The organism is Marinobacter sp. C2H3 (genome assembly GCF_037080155.1).
Classification (GTDB): Bacteria; Pseudomonadota; Gammaproteobacteria; order Pseudomonadales; family Oleiphilaceae; genus Marinobacter.
This window is the reverse complement of record NZ_JBBBNZ010000004.1, coordinates 16,331-32,879: the sequence shown is the minus strand read 5'-3', so window position 1 is coordinate 32,879 and position 16,549 is coordinate 16,331. Positions and strand designations below refer to the sequence as shown.

Genomic DNA, 16,549 nt, shown 5'->3' with positions numbered 1-16,549 from the left:
CTATCAGCTCGTACTGATGTATACATCATTGGTTTCGACGTATACTTTGTCAATACCGAAGGACATTAAATGGAACACCGCCCGATGGCCACCAAACGATCGAACGCGCAGAAGCTCAAGGACATCCTGGAAAACGACATCATCAACGGGAGGCTTCTACCCGGTGACCGCCTGGACCCGGAAGCCCTGGCCCAGCGCTACGATGTGTCCCGCACCCCCATCCGGGAGGCGATCCAGCAACTGGCGGTGAGCGGGCTGGTGGACGTTCAGCCCAAGAAAGGCACGTTTGTGGCGCGGATCGGCATTGATCAACTGGTGGAAATGTTCGAGGTGATGGCGGAGCTGGAAGGCATGTGCGGCCGCCTGGCCGCCCGGCGGATTCGCCCGTCCGAGCTGGACGCCCTGGCCCAGGCCCTGGCGCGGTGTGAAGACCCCGACGTCATGGCGGATCCGGACGTGTACTACTACGAGAACGAAGAGTTCCACAACTGCATTTACGCCGCCAGCCACAACACCTACCTGGCCAACGAGACCCGCCAGCTCAAGCAGCGGCTCAAGCCCTACCGGCGTCTGCAGTTGCAGGTGCGCAACCGGGTGAGCAATTCCAGCGAGGAACACCGGGCCATCTTTGAAGCTATCCAGGCCGGCGACGAGGCCAAGGCCGAACAGGCCCTGAAGGCCCACGTGCTGATCCAGGGCACGCGCTTCAGCGACTTTGTCTCACGGGTGAAGGACTTCAGCGAGCGTCAGGCGACCACCTGACCGACACCGGCTTGCGCCTCAGCGGGCTTTTCGGAACGTCAGGTTGTATCGGCAGTCTCCGGTCAGCGGATGATCGCCCGGCCGCAGCGTGAGCACGCCGTGGTACCAGAGCCGGGAGACACCACCCCACACCACCACGTCGCCGTGGGCCAGCGGCACCCGAATCACCGGGTCCTGGCGGCGAGCACCACCGAACTGGAAGACCATCGGCAGGCCCAGGGAAACCGATACGATGGGCTGGCTCAGGTCTTGTTCGTCCCGGTCCTGATGCAGCCCCATGCGGGCGCCGGGCTGGTAGCGGTTGATCAGGCAGGCGTCTGGGGCGAATCCGGGGTAGCCGGCGGCCTCGGCCGCCCGCACCGCCAATCCCCGGAAGGCCCCGGGCATCGCCGGCCAGGGCTGATCATTGAGCGGATCGGTCGGCTGATACCGGTAGCCGCGCCGGTCCGTCACCCAACCCAGCGGGCCGCAACAGCTCATCGCCGCAGACATGGTGCGGCCACCGGGCGTCTGCATCTGCCGGAACGGCGCTGATCCGGTGACCGCCTCAATGCCGGCCATAAGATACGGGCCGTCGGCCCGGGCGAACCCCCGCAGCACAACTGCGCCCTCCGCCAAGGTTTCCACCGCCTGGCGGGCGCCGTCGTCGTCATCGAATAAATCCAGTGTCATGAGCCTTACCTCCCAGGCGCGCATTTTCCCCCAGCCAGACTAGGCTATGAATACGCCCGTCCTTCGCTTCCCTCGCCCGGCGCGCCCTGCCGGCGAAGCGTGAGATCAACGAGAGAGCCTAATGCCGTCCGAACCGTCGCATAAAAGCCTACGTGCCCGCCAGAAGGCGCAGGTCTCCCTCGCCCTGCTGATTGCCTCCGCCATTACTCTGGGCATGCTGGTGCTGGCCCTGGTGCTGATTGGCCAGAGCTTCCGGGGCATGGAAAACGCCAAGGTGACGGCCGCCGGCGCCGCTGCCCGCCAACTGGCGGTGAGCGTGGACGACCGCCTGCACGCCATCACCGCGCCGCCGGCAACGGCCCTGGCGGTGCTCAGCCACGATCCGCTGACCCGCATGCGCAGCCGGGACGAGCGGCAATCCCGGCTGTCTGTCCTGGCCGATGTGTTGTCATCCGGGGACATTGTCAGTGCCGTATACGCCGGCTGGGGCACCGGCGATTTCTTTCTGCTGCGCAAGCTCCGGCCGGGGATGGCCGGGTTTCCCGACGCCCCCGCCGAGGCTCGCTACCTGCTGCAAAGCATCGACCGCAGCAGCGGCACCTCCGAGGGCAAGTGGACGTACTACGACGCCAGCCTTTCGCCCCTGATCACCCTGGACAAACCGGCGTACCGGTTTGATCCCCGCAGCCGGGGCTGGTTCACCCGCGCGGTCAACTCCGGTCGCACTGAACTGACCGAACCCTACCGCTTCTTCACCACCGGCGAGACCGGCCTGACCCTGTCCCGCCGGGGCGACGCGGCCGGCCCAGGCGGCGCCACCTCGGTGTTCGGCATTGATGTCACTGTCAACGATCTGGACCAGCAACTGCGCCAGTTGCGCCAGACCCCGGGCACCCGCATCGCCATTGTGAACGCCGACGGTCAGCGCCTGGCCGGCACCGGTGAGGTCGGCCCCACCGACCCGGTGCTTACCCGGGCCCTGACCAGGACCATAGCCGTTCAGGGCAAGCCGGCGCGGTTCACCGAGGACGGCCGGGACTGGTACGGATTCCGGGAATCCCTCTCAGCCCTGGCCGCCACCCCCATGTCCGTTGCCGTCGCGATTCCCTCGGACGAACTGCTGGCCGATGTCTGGCGCGCCCTGGCCCGGCAAACGGTGATCGCCGGCGCCCTGGCGCTGCTGTTGCTGGTGCTGGGATGGGTGCTGGGGCGGCGGGTCGGGCGGCCGCTGGAGCAGCTCACCGAGCAGGTCGGGCGGCTGTCCCGGTTCCGGTTTGATACCCCCGTGCGCTCCGACTCCCATATCCGTGAGGCTCGCCAGCTCAGCGTGGCCCTGGACGATATGGCCCGCACCATCCACAGCTTCCAGGGCATCGCCTCCGTGCTGAACCGTGGCCAGGACCTGAACCAGTTACTCAAGGACATCCTGACCCAGCTCACCCGTATTCTCGGCCAGAAGCGAGGCGGCATTTACCTGTTCGAACGGGCCGAACGAACGCTGCGCCTGGCGGCCGACAGCCACAGCGGGCTGCCGCCCACCATCACGCCCATTGATCCGGCGTTGAATGATCACGACCTCATTCAACAGTTGCGCAGCACCATCACTGGCCACCCCGTGTTTGCCATTCTGCGCAACCGGCGCCACAAGCTCGTTGGGGTGCTGGCCATCGAAATGGAACTGGGGGAACACACCCAACTGAGCGACGATCTGATCCACTTTGTCGACGAAATCGCCGGTTCCGCCGCCGTCGCGATTGAGACCCGGGAACTGATCGAAAGCCAGCAGGCCCTGCTGGATGGCATCATCCGGCTGGTGGCCAACGCCATTGACGCCAAATCCCCGTACACCGGAGGCCACTGCGAGCGCGTGCCGCTGCTGGCCCAGATGATTCTGGAAGAAGCGGAAGCGAGTAAGGACGGCGTGTTCGCCGGCTTTGGTCTCAGCGACGAGGAACGGGCCGAGTTCCAACTGGCCGCCTGGCTGCACGACTGCGGCAAGATCACCAGCCCCGAATACGTAGTGGACAAATCGGTCAAGCTCGAAACCCTTCATAACCGCATCCATGAGATCCGCACCCGCTTCGAGGTGCTGCATCGGGATGCACAGATCCGCTACCTGGAGGCCCGCCTGGCCGGCGAAGACGACGCCACCGCGACCGCGCGGCGGCAGGCCGAGGAGGCCCGGCTGCAGGAAGACTTTGCGTTCGTCGCCCGGGCCAACCAGGGCGGCGAGTTCATGAGCGAGGCAGACCAGGCGCGAGTGCGCGCGCTCGGTGAGATCACCTGGCAGCGGCATTTCAGCGACCGGCTGGGCCTGTCCGGCGACGAACAGGGCCGGCTCCAGGACCGGCCCGAACCGGCCCTGCCGGCGACCGAACCGCTGCTGGCCGATCGCCCGGAACACCTGCGCCCCTGGGGCGAACATCGGCCACCCGTCACCCGGGACGATCCCCGCAACCGCTGGGGCTTTGACATGCCGTTGCCCGAGTACGCCTACAACCACGGTGAGATCCACAACCTCACGATTGCCCGGGGCACCCTCACCCCGGAGGAGCGCTTCAAGATCAACGAACACATTGTGCAGACCATCTGCATGCTGGACGCCCTGCCCCTGCCCGACCGTCTGGCCAACGTACCCCGCCTGGCCGGCACCCACCACGAACGCATGGACGGCAAAGGCTACCCCTGCGGCCTGACCGGCGGGGAGATGAGCCTGCCCGAGCGCATCATGGCGGTGGCGGACGTGTTCGAGGCGCTGACCGCCGTGGACCGGCCCTACAAGCGTGGCAAGACCCTGAACGAAGCCCTGGACATCATGGCCGGCATGGTCCGGGACGGGCACATCGACGGCGACGTGTTCCGGCTGTTCGTCCGCTCAGGGGTGTACCGTCGATACGCCGAGCGCTTCCTCGGCCCGGGCCAGCAGGACCCGGTGGATGACGCCCTGTTCATGAATCCTGGCTGAAAAACCCGTATATTCGGGTGTCGTATCTGGCGCAAAAAGGACTCAAGAATGCTGTTTGCAATGATCATCGGCGGCCTGATTGGCTACGCGTTTGGCCGATTCCCTGGCTTCATCATCGGTGCCGCCATTGGCGCGTTCCTGCTGAACCGGGCCAAGAGCCGCCTGGTGGGCCGTCTACAAGACCTGCAGAACGGGTTCGCCGAATCGGTGTTTGCGGTGATGGGTGCCCTGTGCAAGGCGGATGGCGTGGTTACCCGGGACGAAATCGAGATGGCGGAAACGCTGTTCGCCCGCTTCCGCCTGAACGAGGCCCAGCGGGCGGCCGCCAAGGCCGCCTTCCAGCGGGGTAAGGAGCCGGGGTTCGATTTGGACGCCGAGCTGGACCGGTTCCTGCGCATCAGCGGAGGCCAGCCCGCCCTGCTGCAGATGTTCCTGCAGGTGCAGGTATCCGCAGTGGCCGCGGACGGCGTGCTGCACCCGGCCGAGCACGAGATGCTGGTGCGCATTGCGCGCCGCCTGGGGCTCCCGGAGAGCCAGGTGGACCAGCTGGAGGCCATGCTGCGGGGCGCGCGCTCCGGCCACGCGGGCGGCGGCCAGGCCCGCACCAGCGATCAGCAACTGGCGGATGCCTACAAGGTGCTGGGCGTCTCTGCCAGCGCCACGGATACGGAGATCAAACGGGCCTATCGCAAACTGATGAGTGAAAACCACCCGGACAAACTGGCCGGTAAGGGCCTGCCCGAGAGCATGCGGGAGATGGCCGAAGAACGGACTAGGGAAATCAGCAACGCCTACGACGTGATCAAGGACGCCCGAAAGCGGGCCGCCTGACAGCAAACCACCGGGGCACCCGATCCCGATAGGCCAGGTAGGTTGCACCAAAGCGCTCCGCCAGCGCCGTTTCCTCAGAGCGTGCCTGGCGAGCGAGCACGACAACCCCCACCAACAGGCAGACCAGCGAGAACACGCTGGGCAGTGCCAGGAAAAAGCCGAGCTGGCCCAGCATCACCGCGAGAAACTGAGGGTTCCGCGACCGGCCGAAGGGGCCCTCCATGAGCAGCCGAGGCGAATCGCCGCTTCGGGCCGGGCCTGAACGCCAATCTTCGTGCATGTACGCCTGCAGGTAGTTGATGGCGGTAAAGGACCCCAGAAGGCACGCCACGCCCAGCAGCAAAACCGGGCCGTGATAGAGCCAGGAAATCCGGCCCAGCCACGGATCAATATCCGCCACAATTCGCACCAGGCACACCGCGAGTATGGCCGCCCGAAAGAGGTTGAACGTGTGCCGGTGCCACCAGGGCGCCGAACCACGGCGGCCGTAATGGATGTGGGAAAACCCCATGCGGTTGTACAGCCCCAGCGCCCGCGCCGTGAACTGAAGACCGATCATCAGGAAAAAAACGCCTAAAAAGACTCGGACAGCGAGGTCGATTGCAGCCATGATGGTGTCTTATACGTGTGAATAACCAACAGCTTACTGCGAGTAACAAGCGAAGAAAAGGATGCCACCGATGACCGCCGAACGCCCCGGTTCCAGCCCCAGCCACTTTCACACCTACACGGACGACGCCCTCGGCGAACTGGACGCCACCGGCCTGGCCGAGCGCCTTGCCCGTGGCGACGTCTCCCAGTTGGACGTTACTCAGGCCGCCATTGCCCGGGCGCAGGCGGCCAATGGGGTGCTTAACGGGGTGGTGGCCGAGCGCTACGAGGCAGCGAAGGCCGAGGCGGCGGCAGACGCCGCACCGTCTGCGGCCAATCGGGGCCCGTTCGCTGGCGTGCCAACGTTCATCAAGGACAACATGAACGTCGCCGGCCTGGCCACCGGCCATGGCTCTGCCGCCTTTCCCGCCACCCAGGCCCGCCACACCAGCCCGTTTGTGGCGCAGATGCTGTCCCAGGGCTACCGCTGCATGGGCAAGAGCAGCCTGCCGGAGTTTGGCTTCAACGCCAGCACCGAACCGGTCCACCGCGAGCCCACCCGGAACCCCTGGAACCTCGACTATTCCTGTGGTGCCTCCTCCGGGGGCTCGGCCGCCCTGGTGGCCGCCGGCGTGGTGCCCATCGCCCACGCCAACGACGGCGGCGGCTCCATTCGCATCCCGGCGGCCTGCTGCGGCCTGGTAGGCCTGAAACCCACCCGGGGCCGGGTGGTGGATAACGACGCCGCCAAAAACTTGCCCATCAACATCCTGAGCGACGGTGTGGTGACCCGTTCGGTCCGTGATACCGCCGCTTTCATCGCCCATGCCGAGCAGGCCCGCCCGGACCGTTCGCTGCCGCATGTCGGCCACGTTCGAGGCCCGTCGGGCCGCCGACTGCGCATCGGGTTGGTGTTCGATTCCATCACCGGCCATCCCACTGATCCGGTCACACGGGCCGTGGTGGAGCGCACCGCCAGGGTACTGGAAAGCCTCGGCCACACCCTCGAGCCCATCCCGGTGCCTATCGCTGACAGTTTCCCGCAGGATTTCGCCCTATACTGGAGCCTGCTGGCGTTCGGGGTCTTGGCCCGGGGACGCTCGCTGATGCACCCGGCGTTTGATCCGGCGAGGACCGACGGGCTCACCCAGGGCCTGAACCGGCACTTCCGCCGCCACTTCTGGCGCCTGCCGGCGGCGCTCTGGCGGTTGCGCCGCTCCCGGCAGGACTACGCCCACGCCATGACGCACCTGGACGCGGTGCTGATGCCGGCCCTGGGCGAAACCACGCCAAAACTGGGCCACCTGAGCCCCACGGTGCCGTTTGATGAATTGTTCGAGCGGCTCACCCGCTACGTCAGCTTTACGCCCCTGGCCAACGCCACCGGCGCGCCCGCGATCGTTGTGCCCATGGGCCGCACCGACCGAAACCTGCCGGTGGCGGTGCAACTGATGGCCCGTTATGGCGATGAGCAGACGCTTTTGGAACTGGCTTATGCGCTGGAGGCCGAGCAGCCCTGGCCGTTACTGAGCTCGCTGGATGCGACCGTTACGACGGCACCGGGGCTCACGTCTTTGGCAACGTGATGGCCACATTCTGGGTGCCTGTGATGACCCGATTGCGGCCCTGCCCCTTGGCCTCGTAGAGCGCCTCATCGGCACAGTGGAAGATTTCCTTGGTGGCGTCCGCCTTGGCGGGCAGCGCGGTGCACACGCCGATGCTCACGGTCACGTGCACGGTATCGCCGGACACCCGGAACGGCGTTTTTTCCACTTCCTGGCGTATGCGCTCCGCCACCCGGGTGGCCCCCACATCCGGGGTTTCCGGCAGTACCACCACGAACTCCTCGCCGCCGTAACGGGCCGCCAGGTCACCCGGGCGGGTGGCAAAGCGCTGCACACAGGCCGCGACCATTTTCAGGCAGTCGTCTCCCACCAGGTGGCCGTAGGTATCGTTGAAGTGCTTGAAGTGGTCGATGTCGAGCACCAGGAGCGACAGCGGCTGCTGGTAGCGGAACGCGTGTACCACCGCCGAGCGAAATGCCTCGTCAAAGTGCCCCCGGTTCTTGAGGCCGGTGAGCGCATCCGTGGCGTTCAGTTCCAGCAACTGCTGGTTCAGTTTTTCCAGGTCCAGCGTCCGCTCTTTTACCCGCTGTTCCAGCAGGGCGTTGGCCTCCTGCTGCACCCGCAAGGACTTTTCCTGGGCAATCCGGGTCTTCCGCTCTTCCAGCAGCAGCCGCTGCTGGGATTCAAACGCCCGGCGTTTTTCCCGATCGAGCCGGTCGGCCAGGGCGATGGACAGCAGGATCACTCCGAGCGCCGAGCCGACCTGGGTGGCGTTCTCGGTAAACATGTTCCGGGGCAGCACCGTGAACTTGCTCAGGGCCAGCACAATGCCGCCAAACAGCATGAACACCCAGGCCATGGTGTAATAGCGGGCGGCCGGTTCCCCTTTCATCCAGCGCACCACGCTCAGCAGCAGCATGGTGGAGCAGCCCAGCGCCGCCACCACAATGGTGGGCACGATCAGATCCCGGTAGGGCACAAACAGGGCGCAGCCCGCCAGCAGGGCCGCCACGGTGACCATCACAATGGCCCAACGGTTCAGGTACGGGTGCTCCTGCCGGGTCACGTTGATAAACCGGATACTGAACGTACCGCCGAAAACGATCGCCAGGTTCAGGAAAAACAGGATCGACTGGTCGTTCCACCAGGTGGCGTTGGGCCAGAAGTACTGGAACGCCATGCCGTGCAGGGACGCCAGGAACAGGGGCATGGCGGTAATGTAGCCCACGTAGTGCAGGAAACTCCGCTCCCCTACCGCCAGGTAAACGAACAGGTTGTAGAGGATCATCACCAACACAATGCCGTAGTACAGCCCTTCAAACAGCCCACGGGACTGTTCGGCGGAGTAAAACGCGTCCGGGCTCCAGAGCGTGAGCGGCACCTGCATGGAGCTGGTGGTGGTCACCCTCAGGTAGACAACGGTATCGGCGGCCGGGGGCAACGACACGGGGAGGACGAAGTTCCGATGGTCGATGGGGCGCTCGTAGAACGGCTGTTTGTCCCCCATCACCACCGGCAGGTTGCGACTGACGGGCGTTGGGGCGAAGACTTCAATGCGGTCGAGGACGGGATAACCGATTTCCAGGAACGGTTCCGCCAGCTGATCGGTGCCGTTTCGGAGTCGCACCCGGAACCAGTACACCGCGTCGCCGTAGCCCAGGTTCACGCTGTCGCCACCATTGCGAGTCCAGGCGCTGTCCGGCAAGGATTTCACACGGTCGATCGCCACTTCATCGCCGGCAGGCTCCTGCCAGTACTCCACAAACCGGGACAGCTCCACCTGTTTGCTGTGGGCGCTCCACAGCGCCGGCAGCGCCTCCGCCGCTCGGGAAGACAGCGGCTGGGCCAGGCAGACCATGCCAAGCAGAATCGCCGTTAACGCTTTAATCACGCTGTGCTCCCAAGCCCCTGAATTCCGGTAAGTGTATGTCGGAACCAAAGTATGAAACAGCTTTCTGTTTATTTCTGCGGGTGAGAACCAATTCACGCAAATTGACAAAAAAGGCTACAAATCGCTACAGGATATGCGTATTCCAGCGTCGGGTCCGGTTGGACAAGCCGGGACACAACTGCCATATTTTTCGGGTATTTCCTTTTCCGCACATGTGCATGCCTCCAATTCGCGCATGCGCGCGCCACCGACGACCGGGAACCGCTGCATGGGACAGAGCAACACGCTCGTCAGTTACCACAAGGCGCTGATGGAACTCAGCCATCAGCCAGGCTTTACCACGCTGCCCCGTGCCGACAAACTCGCTGCCCTGACCGGCCTGATCGCCCGGTTGCTGTCCGTGAAGCGGGTCGGGGTATGGCTGTATTCCGCCGGCCGCGACCGCATTCGCTGCGAATGGCTGCACCAGGCTGACCGCGAGGAACAAACGCCGCCGCCGTTCACCCTGGAGCTCCGGCAGGACAGCCACCCCGACTATTTCAACGCCATCGGCAGCGAACGGGTGGTGACGGTGGCCGATGCGGCCAGTGACCCCCGCACCCGATCCTTCCTGGAGGGCTACCTGAAGCCGGAAGGCATCGGGGCACTGCTGGACTCGCCCATTTTCGACGGCGAGCGGCTCAGCGGCGTGCTGTGCATCGAGGACGGGGCTTGCCGAGAGTGGACCGTGCCCGAGATTTCCCTGGCGGTGGCGGTGGCCGACACCATCAGCCTGATCAACACCCATGAGGCCTGGTTGCACTCCAAGCGAACCATTGAGTACATGAACCGCTATGACGCCATGACGGGCCTGGCCAACATGCGGTCTTTGAAAGAACGCATCGAACAGCTGATGGACGGCCTGCCCGGGAACGGCTGCGATCCCATGGCCCTGATCTGGGTGGACCTCGACCGCCTGAAATCCATCAACGATGGTCTGGGGCCGCAGGCGGGGGATCAGGTCATCGCCGGGCTGGGGCGGCGCCTGGCGGACGTGGAAGCCCGGGGCAAGGACATGCTGGCCCGCATCGGGGGCGACGAGTTCGCCCTGCTGATTCGCCGCCACACGGACGCGGACAACCTGGAGTGCATCGCCCGCGCGATTCACGCCGCCATGGCCGAACCCATCGTCCTGAACGAGCAGGCCCTGACCGTGAGCGTGAGCCTCGGCATCTGCCTGTTTCCCTCCGACTGCCAGGATGCCGAAGACCTGCTGCGGGGCGCCGAGGCGGCCATGTACCACGCCAAGCGGGAGGGCCGGTCCCGCTCCATCCAGTTCGATTCCGCCATCCAGATGACCGCCCGCTCCCGCTTTGCCCTGGAGCGGGACCTGCGCAGCGCCATCGAACGGGCCGAGCTGGACGTGTTCTACCAGCCCATCATGGATCGCAGCGGCCAGCGCCTGGAAAGCCTGGAGGCCCTGGTGCGCTGGAACCACCCGGAGCGGGGTTGGCTCGCCCCCATCGAATTCCTGGACGTGGCCCGCAGCGCCGGCTTGATGGTGGCGCTCGGCAACCGGGTGTTGCAGGCCGTGTGTGGTTACTGGCGCCTGTGTACCGACGCCGGGCTGAGCATCCCCACCATCTCGGTGAACCTGTCGGCGGAGCAGGTTCAGGTCTCCAGCCTGCCGGATCAGGTTCGCCGGCTTTGCGACGCTTACGACATGCCGGTGTCCGCTTTGCACTTCGAAGTTACCGAGGACGCCATCCAGGGCGACCTGCACATCATCCGCTCGGTCCTCGAGGGCCTGGTGAAAGCCGGCGCCGAGCTAGCCATCGACGATTTTGGTACCGGCTATTCGTCGCTGTCCCGGCTAAAAAGCCTGCCCTTCTCCCGTATCAAGATCGACCGGTCGTTCATCAGCGACCTGCCGTTTGACGAGGACGATTGCGCCATCACCCTGTCCATTCTGGGCCTCGCCCGGGGCCTGGGCCTCTCCGTCGTCGCCGAGGGCGTGGAAACCGAGGATCACGAGCGTTGGCTGTGCCAGCAGAACTGCGATTTCCTGCAGGGCTACCGGTACAGCCGGCCGCTGCCCGCGGACGAGTTCACCGCCCGTTTTTTGCAGCCTGCCCACAAAAACGCGGATTAAGGGTTGCGCCGGCGGTAAAACCTGGGGTACTTTTTGATCACTGTTGCGAAATCAATCAACGAGACTGTTTCTGATCTCATGAAACTCAACGCCGTGGTAGTCCTTGTGAAGCTCGTCCTGGTGGTGGTGGTACCATCCGGGGGCTTCTGCGTGGACAAGCGGGTGAGATAGCAACAAACCTGACAAGAGACACCAGAAACCCCCGGCACCGAAAGGTCCCGGGGGTTTCTTTTTTCTGGCCCTGAGCAAAAGGACACACCGACCATGAATGGCGCACAGCACATCCTCGAGGCGTTCCATCGCCACCAGATCGACACGGTTTTCGGCTACCCCGGCGGCTGCATCATGCCGCTGTACGACGCGCTGGTGGACGATGTGGGCGTGGAACATGTGCTCTGCCGCCACGAACAGGCCTGCGCCCTGGCCGCCGACGGCTACGCCCGGGCCAGCGGCCGCCTGGGGGTGTGCATTGCCACCTCCGGCCCCGGCGCCACCAACCTGATCACCGGTGTTGCCAACGCCTACATGGATTCGACCCCCCTGCTGGTGATCACCGGGCAGGTGCCCTCCGGGCTGATCGGCACCGATGCCTTCCAGGAAACCGACATCCTTGGCATGACCCTGGGCATCGTCAAACACAGCTACCTGGTGACGGACGCGGACGCCCTGCCCGGCATTCTGGAAGACGCCATCGAGCTGGCCCAATCCGGCCGCCCCGGGCCGGTCTGGATTGATATCCCCAAAGACATCCTGTTGGCCGACGTCCACCTTGAGGCCCCCGCCCTGGCGGAGGTAACGGCCCCCGAACGTCCGGACATCGGCCCGGCGCTGGCCATGCTCAAGGCCGCCAAACGGCCCCTGCTGTACAGCGGCGGCGGCGTTTCCCTGGCGCAGGCTGAGGGCGCGTTTCGAGCGTTTGCCGAGGCCTCCGGCCTGCCCGGCGTGGTGACCCTCAAGGGCATTGGTAATGCCGGCCGCAACAACCCCAACGATCTGGGTATGCTGGGCATGCATGGCTCCCGGGCCGCCAACAAGGCCGTGGACGAATGCGACCTGCTGCTGGTGGTCGGCGCCCGCCTGGACGACCGGGCCACGGGCAAGCTGGATGGGTTTGCGCCCAATGCCCGCCTGATCCACATCGACGCCGACGCCGCCGAGATCAACAAACTGCGCCCGGCGGACCTGGCCCTGCGGGGCGACCTGAACGCCATCCTCGACGCCTTTACCGCTGCCCTCGAAGCCGAACCCCTGGCCATCGACGGCTGGCAGAGCCAGTGCCGGACCTGGCACACCACCGGCGGCTTCCGGGCAGCGGATAACGAAGAGTCCCTCGCGCCCATTACCGGCCCGGCGTTCATCCGCCAGCTCTCCGGCATTGCCGGGGACGACACCGTGATCGCCTGCGACGTTGGCCAGCACCAGATGTGGGTGGCCCAGTACTACCGGTTTGCGCACCCGCGCCACCACCTGACCAGCGGCGGCCTCGGCACCATGGGCTTCGGCCTGCCGGCGGCCATCGGCGCCCAGTTCTCGGACCGCAGCCGAACCGTCATCAATGTCACCGGCGACGGCTCGTTCATGATGAACGCCCAGGAGCTGGCCACCATCCGGCGCTACAACCTGCCGCTGAAGCTGATCATCCTGGACAACCAGTGCCTGGGCATGGTCCGCCAGCAGCAAGAACTGTTCTACGACAACCGGGAAAGCCAGATTGATCTGGACGACAACCCGGATTTTGTCGCCATGGCCCGGGCTTTCAACATCCCCGCCCTGCGCATTGACCGCACCGACCAGATGCGCCGGGGCATCGAGACGATCCTGGCCTACAACGGCCCGATGCTTCTGCACGTGGCCATCAGCCGGGAAGAAAACGTCTGGCCCATCGTCAAGGCCGGCGGCAGCAACAAGGACATGATTGACGAACCCCGTAAAACCCAACATCGCAAGGAGCAGGTCGCATGAGCCCCCGCAACGACACAGCCAGTCAGCAATTCACCCTCAACTGCCGCATGGCACAGGAACCCGCCGCGCTGGAGCGGCTGTGCCGGGTGGTTCGGGTACGGGGTTTCCGGATTTCAAAAATGGCGATGGAGGCCACGGGCGACGTTCTGGACATTGCCCTGACTCTGGAGGGTTCCCGGCCAGTTGCTATGCTCAAGGCTCAGCTCGAAAAACTGCAGACCGTGGCCGGCGTTGAACTGGTCGGTACTACCATGGCACGGTCACGTACGGCTTGAACCAAACAGGAGGATGAGGGCATGACAACGGACAAGCGACGCCAGCACTCGGCACCGGTGGTGGACGGCATCAACAAGTCCGCCAGCCGGGCGATGCTGAGGGCGGTGGGCTTCACCGACGAGGATTTCCGGAAGCCTCAGGTCGGTATTGCCTCCACCTGGAGCAACCTCACCCCCTGCAACATGCACATCGACGGCCTGGCCCGGGAAGCCGCCAAGGGCGCCGACGGGGCCGGCGGCAAGAGCCTGATCTTCAACACCATCACCATTTCCGACGGCATCGCCAACGGCACCGAGGGCATGAAGTATTCCCTGGTGTCCCGGGAGGTAATCGCCGATTCCATTGAAACCGTGGCCGGCTGCGAGGGCTTCGACGGCCTGGTGGCCATCGGCGGCTGCGACAAGAACATGCCCGGCTGCATGATGGGCCTCGCCCGCCTGAACCGGCCCTCGGTGTTCGTGTACGGTGGCACCATCCTGCCCGGCGAGAACCACACGGACATCATCTCCGTGTTCGAGGCGGTGGGCGCTCACGCCCGGGGCAACATGAACCTGATTGACGTGAAACAGATCGAGGAAACCGCCATTCCCGGCCCGGGGTCCTGCGGCGGCATGTACACCGCCAACACCATGGCCTCGGCCATCGAAGCCATGGGCATGAGCCTGCCGGGCAGCTCGGCCCAGAATGCGGTCTCGGACAGCAAACTGGCGGACTGCGAAGCCGCCGGCGCCGCGGTGCTCAAGCTGCTGGACGCGGACATCAAACCCTCGGACATCATGACCCGGGACGCCTTCGAGAACGCCATTACCGTGGTGATCGCCCTGGGCGGGTCCACCAACGCCGTGCTGCACCTGCTGGGCATGGCCAGCACCATCGGCGTGGAGCTGTCCCTGGAGGATTTCGTGCGCATTGGCAAACGGGTTCCGGTACTGGCCGACCTGCGCCCCTCCGGCCATTACATGATGTCCGAGCTGGTGGCCATTGGCGGCATTCAGCCGCTGATGAAACTGTTGCTGGACCGCGGTCTGCTGCACGGCCACTGCCTGACGGTGACCGGAAAGACCCTGGCGGAAAACCTGGCCGATGTGGCGCCCTACCCGGAGGACCAGGCGATCATCCACGCCTTCGACAATCCCATCAAGGCGGACAGCCACTTGCGCATTCTCTACGGCAACCTGGCGCCGGAGGGCTCGGTGGCGAAAATCACGGGCAAGGAAGGCACCCATTTCTCCGGCCGCGCGCGGGTGTTCCATTCTGAGGAGGAAGCCCAGGAACGCATTCTGGACGGCACCGTGGTGGCCGGCGATGTGCTGGTGATTCGCTACGAGGGCCCGAAGGGCGGCCCGGGCATGCGGGAGATGCTGAGCCCGACGTCCGCGATCATGGGCAAGGGTCTGGGCAGTGAGGTGGCGCTGATCACCGATGGTCGCTTCTCCGGCGGCAGCCACGGTTTTGTGGTGGGGCATATCACCCCCGAGGCGGCCGTGGGCGGGCCGATTGCGCTGGTGGAAGACGGCGACACCATCACCATTGATGCGGTGAACAATTCGATTCTGTTGGAGATCTCTGACGAGGAGCTGGAGAAACGGCGCAACGCCTGGACGCCACCGGCGCCCCGATTCACCCGGGGCGTGCTGGCCAAGTACGCGCGGGTGGTGAGTTCGGCGTCTACCGGGGCCGTTACTGACTTGCCCTAGTTGGGCTTGGGTTCTTGGCTTTCCCGGTTGGCGCCTAGCCTTCTGGTTTGGCGCCCAGCCTTCTGGTTTGGCGCGCGGGTACGCGGGGTGTGGGGTGTTTTTCTTCTGGGAAAAAGAACTCGCTTCGCTCAGACACCTTTTTCCCGGCCAGAAAAACACCCCACACCCCCCTACCGACGGGCAGCAGGGGGATAGTCAATGACAAAAGCCTCAAGTCGACGGGTTTTGGTATTTACCCTGTGAACCCGCCAATGCCCGTCGGCGCGGGGTGGTTGGTGGATTTTTCGCCGGAAAAAGGTGTCTGAGCGAAGCGAGTTCTTTTTCCAAGAAAAACTCCACCAACCACCCCGCAAGCCCGCCCGCAAGACTGGAAGTCTACAAACCCCGCAAGCCCGCCCGCGCCCTGGAAGGCTACAACGGCGGGCACCTCCAAGTTACCAAGCTTTGTAAGGCAGGAACTTCCCGCTCATGGTGACCACCACCCGGTCGCCCTTGGGGTTTTCTTCTTTGTCGATGTCCATGGTGAAGTCGATGGCGCTCATGATGCCGTCGCCGAACTTTTCGTGGATCAGGGCTTTCATGGTGTCGCCGTAGACGCCGACCACTTCGTACAAGCGGTAGATCAGCGGGTCCTGAGGGACGGCGCTGTCCCAGGCTTTCTTAGGGCAAACCTGGAGGGCGGTGGCGACGTCGCCATCAAGGCCGAGGGTTTCACACAGGGCCATGGCTTTGGCTTCGGTGAGGCTGTTCATGCCGAGGCAGGCGGAGGTGGTGAACACGGGGGACATGCCGATGGCTTCTGCGATGGCTTCCCAGGTGATGCCTTTGGTGGCTTTGGCTTCGAGTATTTTGGCGGTCATCAGTTCTTTGTTCATCATGGCTGCTTCCTCTTGACGCACTGGGGCGGGCGTCGCACCACTTCGGTGCCTGCCTCGCGGTGGTTTCCGGGGTTTTGCTCCGGGGATGAGGGGGTGTTGCAAGCTGTGCGCCATTTTTTGGGTTTGGTGCTTGGGTGGCTTGGGCTTTCTGTTTTCGGAGGGGGAGCGGAGGCAGGGAGGGTGTTTCTTCTGGGGAAAAGAACTCGCTTCGCTCAGACACCTTTTCCCCGGCAGAAACACCCTACCTACCCCGCTCTCCGAACTTGGTTCGCCCTTATCAGGGAACTGACAACGCCAGCGGGTTGGGGAACGATGAACACTTGGCGAT

12 protein-coding genes are annotated in these 16,549 nt (G+C 64.7%); 8 read left to right on the top strand and 4 right to left on the bottom strand.

Annotated elements, in window-relative coordinates; all coding sequences use genetic code 11:
• Nucleotides 1–69 precede the first annotated feature (69 nt).
• Complete coding sequence (locus V3388_RS12810; protein WP_336367969.1) at nucleotides 70–762, top strand: GntR family transcriptional regulator; 693 nt, start codon at nucleotides 70–72, stop codon at nucleotides 760–762.
• Nucleotides 763–780: 18 nt separating this feature from the next.
• Here the strand turns inward: V3388_RS12810 and alkB are convergent, their stop codons facing one another.
• Nucleotides 781–1,434, bottom strand: coding sequence for a DNA oxidative demethylase AlkB (gene alkB / locus V3388_RS12805; protein ID WP_336367968.1), 654 nt, complete (start codon nucleotides 1,432–1,434; stop codon nucleotides 781–783).
• A 121-nt stretch (nucleotides 1,435–1,555) separates the two neighbouring features.
• Here alkB and V3388_RS12800 point away from each other — a divergent pair, with 121 nt between their 5' ends.
• A complete protein-coding gene (locus V3388_RS12800) occupies nucleotides 1,556–4,399 on the top strand; it encodes an HD domain-containing phosphohydrolase (RefSeq protein ID WP_336367967.1) in 2,844 nt (947 codons plus the stop codon).
• A 48-nt stretch (nucleotides 4,400–4,447) separates the two neighbouring features.
• Nucleotides 4,448–5,230 (top strand): co-chaperone DjlA, encoded by a 783-nt coding sequence (gene djlA, locus V3388_RS12795; RefSeq protein ID WP_336367966.1) that lies wholly within the window; start codon nucleotides 4,448–4,450, stop codon nucleotides 5,228–5,230.
• Here the strand turns inward: djlA and V3388_RS12790 are convergent.
• Nucleotides 5,202–5,789, bottom strand: a complete 588-nt coding sequence (locus V3388_RS12790) for a methyltransferase family protein (RefSeq protein WP_336367965.1) — start codon at nucleotides 5,787–5,789, stop codon at nucleotides 5,202–5,204. The genes djlA and V3388_RS12790 overlap by 29 nt on opposite strands.
• Before the next feature lie 121 nt (nucleotides 5,790–5,910).
• Here V3388_RS12790 and V3388_RS12785 point away from each other — a divergent pair, with 121 nt between their 5' ends.
• Nucleotides 5,911–7,407 (top strand): amidase, encoded by a 1,497-nt coding sequence (locus tag V3388_RS12785; protein WP_336367964.1) that lies wholly within the window; start codon nucleotides 5,911–5,913, stop codon nucleotides 7,405–7,407.
• Here V3388_RS12785 and V3388_RS12780 read toward each other — a convergent pair.
• Complete coding sequence (locus tag V3388_RS12780; RefSeq protein ID WP_336367963.1) at nucleotides 7,388–9,277, bottom strand: sensor domain-containing diguanylate cyclase; 1,890 nt, start codon at nucleotides 9,275–9,277, stop codon at nucleotides 7,388–7,390. The genes V3388_RS12785 and V3388_RS12780 overlap by 20 nt on opposite strands.
• Before the next feature lie 268 nt (nucleotides 9,278–9,545).
• Between V3388_RS12780 and V3388_RS12775 the strand changes: the two genes are divergently transcribed.
• From V3388_RS12775 to ilvD, 4 genes are all read left to right on the top strand, one after another.
• A complete protein-coding gene (locus V3388_RS12775) occupies nucleotides 9,546–11,408 on the top strand; it encodes a putative bifunctional diguanylate cyclase/phosphodiesterase (RefSeq protein WP_336367962.1) in 1,863 nt (620 codons plus the stop codon).
• A 264-nt stretch (nucleotides 11,409–11,672) separates the two neighbouring features.
• Nucleotides 11,673–13,370: an acetolactate synthase 2 catalytic subunit gene (gene ilvG, locus V3388_RS12770; protein ID WP_336367961.1), complete on the top strand. Its 1,698-nt coding sequence runs from the start codon at nucleotides 11,673–11,675 to the stop codon at nucleotides 13,368–13,370.
• Complete coding sequence (locus V3388_RS12765) at nucleotides 13,367–13,645, top strand: ACT domain-containing protein (RefSeq protein ID WP_336367960.1); 279 nt, start codon at nucleotides 13,367–13,369, stop codon at nucleotides 13,643–13,645. Before ilvG ends, V3388_RS12765 begins: the two co-directional genes overlap by 4 nt.
• Nucleotides 13,646–13,666: 21 nt before the next feature.
• Complete coding sequence (gene ilvD, locus V3388_RS12760) at nucleotides 13,667–15,343, top strand: dihydroxy-acid dehydratase (protein ID WP_336367959.1); 1,677 nt, start codon at nucleotides 13,667–13,669, stop codon at nucleotides 15,341–15,343.
• 434 nt (nucleotides 15,344–15,777) lie between these two features.
• On the opposite strand, the gene cynS is transcribed toward ilvD, so the two are convergent.
• A complete protein-coding gene (gene cynS / locus V3388_RS12755) occupies nucleotides 15,778–16,221 on the bottom strand; it encodes a cyanase (RefSeq protein ID WP_336367958.1) in 444 nt (147 codons plus the stop codon).
• Between the last annotated feature and the right edge of the window lie 328 nt (nucleotides 16,222–16,549).

What these genes read in the sequence shown, in the direction of transcription:
- V3388_RS12810 (WP_336367969.1), top strand. Translation starts at nt 70, where the DNA reads ATGGAACACCGCCCGATGGCCACCAAACGATCGAACGCGCAGAAGCTC.
- alkB (WP_336367968.1), bottom strand. Translation starts at nt 1,434, where the DNA reads ATGACACTGGATTTATTCGATGACGACGACGGCGCCCGCCAGGCGGTG.
- V3388_RS12800 (WP_336367967.1), top strand. Translation starts at nt 1,556, where the DNA reads ATGCCGTCCGAACCGTCGCATAAAAGCCTACGTGCCCGCCAGAAGGCG.
- djlA (WP_336367966.1), top strand. Translation starts at nt 4,448, where the DNA reads ATGCTGTTTGCAATGATCATCGGCGGCCTGATTGGCTACGCGTTTGGC.
- V3388_RS12790 (WP_336367965.1), bottom strand. Translation starts at nt 5,789, where the DNA reads ATGATCGGTCTTCAGTTCACGGCGCGGGCGCTGGGGCTGTACAACCGC.
- V3388_RS12785 (WP_336367964.1), top strand. Translation starts at nt 5,911, where the DNA reads ATGACCGCCGAACGCCCCGGTTCCAGCCCCAGCCACTTTCACACCTAC.
- V3388_RS12775 (WP_336367962.1), top strand. Translation starts at nt 9,546, where the DNA reads ATGGGACAGAGCAACACGCTCGTCAGTTACCACAAGGCGCTGATGGAA.
- ilvG (WP_336367961.1), top strand. Translation starts at nt 11,673, where the DNA reads ATGAATGGCGCACAGCACATCCTCGAGGCGTTCCATCGCCACCAGATC.
- V3388_RS12765 (WP_336367960.1), top strand. Translation starts at nt 13,367, where the DNA reads ATGAGCCCCCGCAACGACACAGCCAGTCAGCAATTCACCCTCAACTGC.
- ilvD (WP_336367959.1), top strand. Translation starts at nt 13,667, where the DNA reads ATGACAACGGACAAGCGACGCCAGCACTCGGCACCGGTGGTGGACGGC.
- cynS (WP_336367958.1), bottom strand. Translation starts at nt 16,221, where the DNA reads ATGATGAACAAAGAACTGATGACCGCCAAAATACTCGAAGCCAAAGCC.